The organism is Mesorhizobium sp. M8A.F.Ca.ET.165.01.1.1 (assembly GCF_004792065.1).
Classification (GTDB): domain Bacteria; phylum Pseudomonadota; class Alphaproteobacteria; order Rhizobiales; family Rhizobiaceae; genus Mesorhizobium.
Map to the genome: position 1 here is coordinate 59,213 of NZ_SRTH01000022.1, position 8,799 is coordinate 68,011.

Annotated in this window: 7 protein-coding genes and 1 pseudogene; 3 read left to right on the top strand and 5 right to left on the bottom strand. The window is 63.9% G+C overall.

From position 1 onward, the window contains the following. Nucleotides 1–197: 197 nt before the first annotated feature. Nucleotides 198–569, bottom strand: a complete 372-nt coding sequence (locus EN808_RS32390; protein ID WP_135918015.1) for an endonuclease domain-containing protein — start codon at nucleotides 567–569, stop codon at nucleotides 198–200. 223 nt (nucleotides 570–792) lie between these two features. Continuing rightward, nucleotides 793–1,875, bottom strand: coding sequence for a pilus assembly protein TadG-related protein (locus EN808_RS32395; protein ID WP_135918016.1), 1,083 nt, complete (start codon nucleotides 1,873–1,875; stop codon nucleotides 793–795). Between the two features lie 206 nt (nucleotides 1,876–2,081). On the opposite strand from EN808_RS32395, the gene lepA reads away from it, so the two are divergent. The 3 genes from lepA (at nucleotide 2,082) to EN808_RS32410 (ending at nucleotide 5,109) form a co-directional block, all read left to right on the top strand. Further along, the gene (gene lepA / locus EN808_RS32400; protein ID WP_127871049.1) at nucleotides 2,082–3,887 is read left to right on the top strand and encodes a translation elongation factor 4; all 1,806 of its coding nucleotides are present in this window, start codon (nucleotides 2,082–2,084) and stop codon (nucleotides 3,885–3,887) included. 213 nt (nucleotides 3,888–4,100) lie between these two features. Next, entirely contained in the window at nucleotides 4,101–4,613 is a 513-nt protein-coding gene (locus EN808_RS36580) for a hypothetical protein (RefSeq protein WP_189524221.1), read from the top strand. A 79-nt stretch (nucleotides 4,614–4,692) separates the two neighbouring features. Continuing rightward, nucleotides 4,693–5,109 carry a hypothetical protein gene (locus tag EN808_RS32410; protein WP_127276460.1) on the top strand — a complete coding sequence of 139 codons (417 nt, stop codon included), beginning with the start codon at nucleotides 4,693–4,695 and terminating at the stop codon, nucleotides 5,107–5,109. A 572-nt stretch (nucleotides 5,110–5,681) separates the two neighbouring features. Here the strand turns inward: EN808_RS32410 and EN808_RS32415 are convergent. The 3 genes and pseudogenes from EN808_RS32415 to EN808_RS37870 all read right to left on the bottom strand — a co-directional run. Next, nucleotides 5,682–7,322, bottom strand: a complete 1,641-nt coding sequence (locus tag EN808_RS32415) for an ABC transporter substrate-binding protein (RefSeq protein WP_135918017.1) — start codon at nucleotides 7,320–7,322, stop codon at nucleotides 5,682–5,684. Between the two features lie 623 nt (nucleotides 7,323–7,945). Beyond that, on the bottom strand, nucleotides 7,946–8,449 hold the full coding sequence (gene secB, locus EN808_RS32420; RefSeq protein ID WP_127277690.1) for a protein-export chaperone SecB: 504 nt from the start codon (nucleotides 8,447–8,449) through the stop codon (nucleotides 7,946–7,948). Between the two features lie 245 nt (nucleotides 8,450–8,694). After that, nucleotides 8,695–8,799, bottom strand: a pseudogene (locus EN808_RS37870) (IS110 family transposase); the annotation flags it as partial.

Consider the following 8,799-nt stretch of genomic DNA (forward strand, 5'->3'; position numbering starts at 1 on the left):
ACGCTCACCGGTTTGTGATTGAAGAGCGCCTGCCCCTCTTCCTTCTCCCCTTGTTGGAGAAGGTGGATCGGCGCGCAGCGCCGAGACGGTTGAGGGGTGCGCCACGAGGTGCTGTCCTTGCCAAGCTGGAACACCCCTCATCCGTCGCCTTCGGCGACACCTTCTCCCACAAGGGGAGAAGGGAAGAAGCGGCGGCGCTAACGCCAAGGCTGCAGGTTCGTGTCCCGCACATAGGCGATGATCGTGTCGCAGACGGCGTTCATGTCTTTCAGGACGTCGTCATTCCAAAGGCGCAGAACACGAAAGCCCCTCGCCTTCAGTTCGGCGTCACGGCTGCGATCCGAAGCCGAGTCCGCATGCTGGCTGCCGTCGATCTCGATGATCAGGCTGGCTTCGATGCAAACGAAATCCGCTATGTATTTGCCAAAGGGCACCTGGCGGCGGAATTTTATCCCGTCGAGCCTGCGGTCGCGCAGCTCCTGCCAAAGCCTGCCCTCAGCCTCCGTCATGGTACGACGAAGCGAGCGAGCAAAATTGCGTTTGGCGGGAGGGACGGCTTGATGCGGCATGACATCAGATTAGTCGGACGCTGCGGTCCGTCTACAGCCCTGGTGGCATTTCCTTCTCCCCTTGTGGGGTCCGAAGGACGGGCGAGACCGGTGGTTTGCCCCGGGGGTGGACCGGTGCGCCAGCGCCGAGAGCGGAGTGAGGCGTAGGCGTTCCCTGGAGCACCCCTCATCCGTCGCCTTCGGCGACACCTTCTCCCACAGGGGGAGAAGGAAGAAGGCGGCGTTACTGCGTCAGCGCGGTGTCCGAGGGCCGCTTGTTGAAGTCGCACTTGCCGGTCACGTTGTAGAAGAAGTCGGCGTTGCTGACCGGCGCCGGGACCGCGTTGCCGCCGTCTTCCCAGGCCTGATAGGCTGTCGAACCGCAAGGCACGAGGCCGAAGATATCGACGACCTGGCCGGTCGCGATCTCATTGTAATTGATAGCGTTGGTCTGCGGATCCTTGATCCCGCTGTAGAGCCGGTTGGAGGTGGTCGGATCATTCGTCTTGAGATATTGCGGGTTGCCTGATGGCACATACATCTGCAGACTGAGGCCACCCATCTGGCTGACATCGATGGACGCGCCGGTGCCATCGGCGGGATACATCGTGTCGACACAGTAAAATTTTGTCTGGAACTTGTCGGTCTGGATCACCGCACCGGCGGGCGGGTTGGAGCCGGCGAGCTTGCAAACCTGCGTCTGGGCCACCGTGGTGACGGTCTTGCCGGTCGAATCGGTCGTAAGGATGCTGGTGGTGGTGGTGCCATAGCCCTTCGGGTCTCCGGTCTTGCCATAGACGTAGTCGATCGTCATCAGCGGCTTGGCCGTCGTCGCACCGAATTGCGTGCCGTAGAGCGTCATCTTCTTGTTCCAGTAGCCCGATACGCCGGTGACCTTGAAGTTGGCCGCGACCAGCGCCGGCGGCTTGCTGACCGCCGAGGCCACGGCGATCGGCACGGTGTCGATCCTGGCGATGGTCATGAAAACGGTCGGCATGGCGAAACTTGCCGTGGCCCGCGCGGTGGTCGCGGTGGCGGTGGTCCCAGCGACGAAGCTGGTCAGCGTCGCTGTGCCTTGTCCGCCGTTGGCGATGAAGGAATCCTGCAGCATCGTCTGGCGCTGCGGCAGCGTCGACGTGGTGTCCATGGTGGTGATCGTCAGGATCGCGGCATCCAGCGCCTGCTGCTGGTTGGACCTGGTCTGGACCGCGCTGGTGTAGTCGACCGAGAAGCCGACGGCCGCGATCAGCGGCATCAGGCTCACCAGGAAGAGCGGCATCATCGACCCGCCGCGGGAACGGGCAAAGCCGCTTGCAAGCTTGAACATTTCCAACCCCCAACAGGCATTAGCGAGCGTGCGATTACCACGCAGCCGGCAAACCAAGGTCTAATCTGAACGATTAAAGTTTATGCATCGTTGGCGCGCAGACCGGTTTTTCGATTCTTTTGCCGATTTCACCGCTTTGTGTGCGGCGGGCAGCCCTTGGGCGCCAAGCCTTGCCGCCGCTTGCCGCCCCTGCTAAAGCGCGCGGCATGAGCACGCCCCTCGACCACATCCGCAATTTTTCCATCGTCGCCCATATCGACCATGGCAAATCGACGCTCGCCGACCGCCTGATCCAGTCGACCGGCGGGCTGGAGCTGCGCGACATGAAGGAGCAGGTGCTGGACTCGATGGACATCGAGCGCGAGCGCGGCATCACCATAAAGGCGCAGACGGTGCGGCTGAAATACCGCGCCAACAATGGCGAGGACTATATCCTCAACCTCATCGACACGCCCGGCCATGTCGACTTCGCCTATGAAGTGTCGCGGTCGCTGGCCGCCTGCGAAGGTTCGCTGCTGGTCGTCGACGCCAGCCAGGGCGTCGAGGCGCAGACGCTCGCCAATGTCTACCAGGCGATCGACAACAACCACGAGATCGTCGTGGTGCTGAACAAGGTCGACCTGCCGGCCGCCGAGCCCGAGCGCATCCGCGAGCAGGTCGAGGAGGTGATCGGCATCGACGCGTCGGGCGCCGTGCTGATCTCGGCGAAGACCGGGCTGGGCATCCCCGACGTGCTCGAAGCCATCGTCCACCAATTGCCGCCGCCGCGCGAGGGCGACGCCACGGCACCGCTGAAGGCGATGCTGGTCGACTCGTGGTACGACGCCTATCTCGGCGTCATCGTGCTGGTGCGCATCATCGACGGCGTGCTGAAGAAGGGCCAGACCATCCGCATGATGGGCACGGGCGCCAAATACCTGGTCGAGCGCACCGGCGTGTTCACGCCCGCCCGCATCAATGTCGAGGAGCTCGGCCCCGGCGAATTCGGCTTCTTCACCGGCTCGATCAAGGAAGTGGCCGACACCCGCGTCGGCGATACCATCACCGAGGACAGGCGCCAGACCGCGCATGCCTTGCCCGGCTTCAAGCCGGCGCAGCCGGTGGTGTTCTGCGGCCTGTTCCCGGTCGACGCCGCCGATTTCGAGGACCTGCGCGCCGCCGTCGGCAAGCTGCGCCTCAACGACGCCAGCTTCTCCTATGAAATGGAAACCAGTGCAGCGCTCGGCTTCGGCTATCGCTGCGGCTTCCTTGGCCTGCTGCACCTCGAAATCATCCAGGAGCGGCTGGAGCGCGAGTTCAACCTCGACCTGATCGCCACGGCGCCATCGGTCGTCTACAGGCTGCTGCTCAATGACGGCTCGGTGAAGGAACTGCACAACCCGGCCGACATGCCCGACGTGGTGAAGATCTCGGCGATCGAAGAGCCGTGGATCCGCGCCACCATATTGACGCCCGACGACTATCTCGGCGGGATATTGAAACTCTGCCAGGACCGGCGCGGCATCCAGGCCGACCTCTCCTATGTCGGCAAGCGCGCCATGCTCACTTACGACCTGCCGCTCAACGAGGTCGTCTTCGATTTCTACGACCGGCTGAAGTCGATCTCCAAGGGCTACGCCTCGTTCGACTACCACCTCACCGACTATCGCGAGGGCGACCTGGTGAAGATGTCGATCCTGGTCAATGAGGAGCCGGTCGACGCGCTGTCGATGCTGGTGCACCGCACGGCGGCGGAAAAGCGCGGCAGGCAGATGTGCGAGAAGCTGAAGGAGCTGATCCCGCACCACCTCTTCAAGATCCCGATCCAGGCCGCCATCGGCGGCAAGGTCATCGCGCGCGAAACCATCTCGGCGCTGCGCAAGGACGTCACGGCGAAGTGCTACGGCGGCGACGTCTCGCGCAAGCGCAAGCTGCTCGACAAGCAGAAAGAGGGCAAGAAGCGGATGCGGCAGTTCGGGAAAGTGGATATCCCGCAGGAGGCGTTTATCCAGGCGCTGAAGATGGGGGATTGAGGGGTCCGGCCTCCGGCCCGAGGCAGCGGGTCCCACCCCAGTGCGGGTGACGGGACATCCCTGGATACCTACCGCCTTTCCTTTCGCCGGACACGCCCAAGCTCGCCAAAATCAATTTGAACTGGGCTAACGCGCTTCACACCGGACGGCGGACCGCCCCTTTGAGTATACTCCGTTCCGACGTATCCTCCCCCTAGCTTGGGGAGACACCACATGCGCACCACCCTCGACACCATCGCCTCCATCGGTCTCGCCATAGGCGGCATCTTTGGCCTTGCCGGCACCTTCGTGGCGAGCGATGCGCTGCGCGAGACGCTGTGGGCGATCGACGGGGTGGCGCTGGTGGTGGCGACCGCGCTGCTGACGATGAAGTATCAGCGGCTCGGCAATGATTGCGTCGCCGCGGGCTTCCTGACCTTCCTTGCCGGCGAGAGCCTGCTTCTGGCCGGCAATGCGGCCGGGTTGCAGGCCAGCGTGCCTTCCTATGTCGGCGGCATCTCGCTTTGGGCGGCGGCGCTGATCCTGGCCAGCGTGCCCAACACTTTTGCGCTGTGGATGCGGATCACCGGGCTCATTGCCGCCGTGCTGTTCCTGGTGTCGGTGGGCATGGTGCTGTGGGGCGCGCCCTTGCAGCCGACCTCGGCGCCGCTGCCGGCCGCCGGCTATCCCTTCCTGGTGATGACCTTCGCCGGCTGGATCTGGACCTTGCTGAAGCCCGACCGGTGAGTGCGCCCCCATGTCCGCCCCCGTCGAACTCCGCAACAGTCCCACCAACAAGTTCTCTTCCGTCGCAGGGTCGTTGCTGATGGCGGCGATTTTTGGCTTCTATACGCTGAAGGGGCTGGCCAACGGCGCCGATGGCGGGCGGGTGTTTTTGGTGGCGCTGCTGGCGCTTGGCTTCCTCGGGTTCGGCGGCTACATGGTGCGCGGCGCCTTCGACACCTCGGTCAAGGTGGTGCTCGACGAAAACGGTTTTCGCGATCGCCGCCTCGGCGACGTGCTGGTGCCCTGGCACAGGGTGCAAAGCGTGCGCCTCTCCTCCTCCGGCAAGGGCTCGGGCATGGTCAGTTTCGAACTGACCGGTGAGCCGTCCGATGCGCTGGCCAATGCGCTATTCGGCGGGAACACCGTGCGCATGGAGGTCAACTCGCTCGACATGAGCGGGCTGGACATTGTCGCCGCGATCAAGCGGCTGGCGCCGCATGTGGCGGTGACGGGGTAGGCTCCTCCCTTCCCGCCCTTGTGGGGGAAGGTGTCGCCGAAGGCGACGGACGAGGGGTGCGCGACGGAGTGAGACGTTGACGGTTTCGCGCCTATCCGATGCGTTATCGAGGCGATCAGGGTGTTCGCGCCGCATGTGAGGATCACAGGTTAGGGTAAAGACGACGAAGGTTGGTGCTGCCCCTCACCTGCCTGCCGGCATCCTCTCCCCGTATAGGGACGGGGAGAGGGGTGCTGTGGCCGACGCTTTCGCCAATTATCAGCGCTGCAAGAAAAGTGCCGGCGTTGCGGCCAGCCCCTTTCTCCCCGTCCTATACGGGGAGAAATGCCCGGCAGGGCAATGAGGGGCGGCGCTGGCGCTGAAGGTGACGCAGGGCGCGGCGCTTCTTCCTTCCCCCCTTGTGGGGGAAGGTGGATCGGCGCGCCAGCTTGGCGATGCCGGAAAGATAGGCGCGGACTCAAAGCTTTAGATACGAAGGCCTCGCTCCGTGGCGCACCCCTCATCCGTCTTGCCGCTTCGCGGCAATCCACCTTCCCCCACAAGGGGGGGAAGGAAGAAGCGCCGCGCTAGCCTCAGCTTTCGATCCAGACCTTCTCGAAGTGCTGTTCCAGCGCCTGGTGCTGCTCACATCCTTCGACGCCCTTGCGGTAGGTGCGGTAGACCGAGCGCCAGTAGGGTTGGATGATGATGCCAGAATCGCGCAGATTCTGCTCGATCTCGGCCATGATCTCCTTGCGGGCCTTGGCGTCGGGCATGGCCAGCGCCTTGTCGAGCAGCGCGTCGAATTCCTTCGAGGCATAGGCGCTTTCGTTCCAGGCGGCGCCGGATTTGTACGCCAGCGCCAGCACCTGGACGCCGAGCGGGCGGCCCAGCCATTCGGTGCAGGAGAAGGGGTATTTGCTCCAGTCGTTCCAGAAGGTGGCGGCGGGCAGCACGGTGCGCTTGATCTTGAGGCCGGCCTCGCGGATCTGCGCGGCGATGGCATCGCCGGTGCTCTTTTGCCATTCGACGTCGACCGAGATCAGCTCGTACTCGTGGTCCGCCTTGCCGGATTCGGCGAGCAGCTTCTTCGCCTGATCGACATCGCGCTTGGCCGGACCGATATCGGCAAACTCAGGATGCATGGGGCCGACATGGTGGTTGTCGGCGGGCTTGCCCCGGCCGTCGAGGCCGAGCTTCAGCACGGCGGCATTGTCCACCGCAAGCTGGGCGGCGCGGCGCACCTTGACGTCGTCATAGGGCGCATTACCGACATTGAAGCGGGCGACGATGGTCGAGCCGGTGGCGATCTCGGAATTTTTGAGCCCCATCTTGTCGGTCTGCGCGACGGCGTCGGAGGCGGTTTCGTGGTCGGTGTCGATCTCGCCGGATTCGAACGCCGACAGCATGGCGTTGGGGTCGGAGCCGTAGTCGATCCACTGGATGCCATCGAGATGGAACTCGCCCTTCCACCAGGGCTTGTCCTTGCGCTTCACCTCGGCGCCGGTCTCGGCGTCCCATTTCACCAACTCGCAGGGACCCGTGGTGATCGCCAGCGCCTTCATGGGGTCGCCGTCGCCGTCATAGGAGCGGTGCATGATCAGCGCGGGATAGTCGGCCATGCCGGCGATCAGCGAAATGTCGGGCTTCGGCAGATTGAGTTTTACGGTGAAGTCGTCGACCTTCTCGATGCCGCCATCGACCACCTTCTTGGTGTCGGCATTGACCAGCGCGCCCATGCGGGCGGCGACCGAATTGCCGGCGACTCCGGCCTCGCACCAGCGGGTGAGGTTGTGGACGACATCGTCGGCATTGAAGGCGTCGCCGTTCGACCAGGTGATGCCCTTGCGCACATGCAGGGTCAGCGTTTTTGCGTCGTCGCTCATCTCCCATTTTTCGAGCAGCCAGGGCTCGAAGGAGAAATCGGTGTTCCAGCGCACCAGATATTCGTTGCAGTGGCGCGCGACATTGGACATTTCGACGCCGTCGAAGGTGCGCGGATCCTTGAAGCCCTTGACGTTCATGGCGACGCGCAGGGTGCCGCCCTTCTTGGGTTCGGCGGCGCGGGCCGGGGCCGCGGTCAGGCCACCCAGGGCAAAGGCGCCGGCGGCGCTGACGCCGAGCCCGGCCATCAGCGCCAGATATTCGCGGCGGCTGATGCCGCCCGTCTTGAAATCCTCGGCGACAGGTCTGGCTTGCGGGTGGAGCTTGCGGTCGGTCAGCATGAATTTCATCGTCGTTCCCTCTTTTGTTGGTGCATGCCGCCGGATGGGCGGCGACCCGGCTGCAAGGACATGCACAAAAACAGGCTCGCCCCGGCGAAATCGCCAACGCGGGGGCGGTCGCGACCACCGGGGCGTCGTTGCCTGAGAGGGAATGATAGGGCTGGGTGACGCATGGGAGTGTTCTGGAATCCGCAGGACTTGTGCGGTGCTCCGCAGGGGCGAGCGGCTCATCCCAGGAGCGGGCCGGCACCAATAGACCCACCGTCGAGTTTGCGTTTCAACCCGTGCCGGCCACGGGCGATGCACCTGCCCGCGGCTTCCCGTTTCACCAGCGGCTTCCCCCACTCCGTCTCGGCTTCGCCGAGCCACCTCTCCCCCCTCCGGAGGGAGAGGAAAGGCGGCAAGGTCGGCGAACTCGCGCCCTTCCTCTCCCCCGTCGATCGGGGGAGAGGTGTCGAGCGAAGCTCGACGGAGTGGGGGTCGACCTATGGCTCGACCGGTGTATTTAAATCGACCAGAACCGTTGAGGCAGTGCCTATGGGTGCGTCCCACCAGCGTTGTTAAGGGGTCACGAAACCAACAAAAAACCCGGCGAGGCCGGGTTTTTCAAAGCGATCCCTGTCAGCCGAGCGTCAGCTCACCTTGGTCTGCGAGGCGGCCTGGTCCTCGGCGATCTTCTGCTGGAACATCTGCGCGAAATCGATCGGGTCGAGCATCAGCGGCGGGAAGCCGCCATTGCGCGTCGCCTCGGCGATGATCTGGCGGGCGAAGGGGAACAAAAGGCGCGGGCATTCGATGAACAGGATCGGCAGCATGTGCTCCTGCGGGAAGCCCGAAATGGCGAAGACGCCGCCATAGATCAGCTCGACGTTGAACAGCACTTCCTGGTCGAAGGAAGCCTTGGCGTTCAGCGTCAGGTTGACGTCGAACTGCTTGTCGGAGAGCGGGTTGGCGTTGACGTTGACGTTGATGGCGATGCCGGGCGCCTTGTCGCGGCCGCGCAGCGAGTTGGGCGCGCCGGGGCTTTCGAAGGACAGGTCCTTCACATACTGCGCCAGGACGTTGAGCGAGGGCTGCGCCGCGCTGCCATTGCCGTTGCCGTTGGCGCCGACCGGCGCGTCATCATTGCTGGCCATGAGCCGATATCCTTTTCCCCTGGGCAGTCTCGCTCACCGAATTGAATCGGGGCTGACCGAATTGAAATCGGGCGTTCGCTACCATGGCCGGCATGACAAGACAAGGTTTGCCGCCTTGTGGCCTTGGGCGATTGGGGCGGACGCTTCGTGCGGGGAAGATCATCGCCGGAGGCCAGCGCCGCCCCTCACCTGCCTGCCGGCATCCTCTCCCCGTACAGTGACGGGGAGAGCGACTATCTGGGGTGTCAAGTTGCATTTGCGAATTCGCTTCTCGCGTCGCGTGCTTTTGCGTTGAGGATGACGAGAAGTTTTCTGGCGAGTGCGATGCGGATGAGCATTTTGGGCTTTCC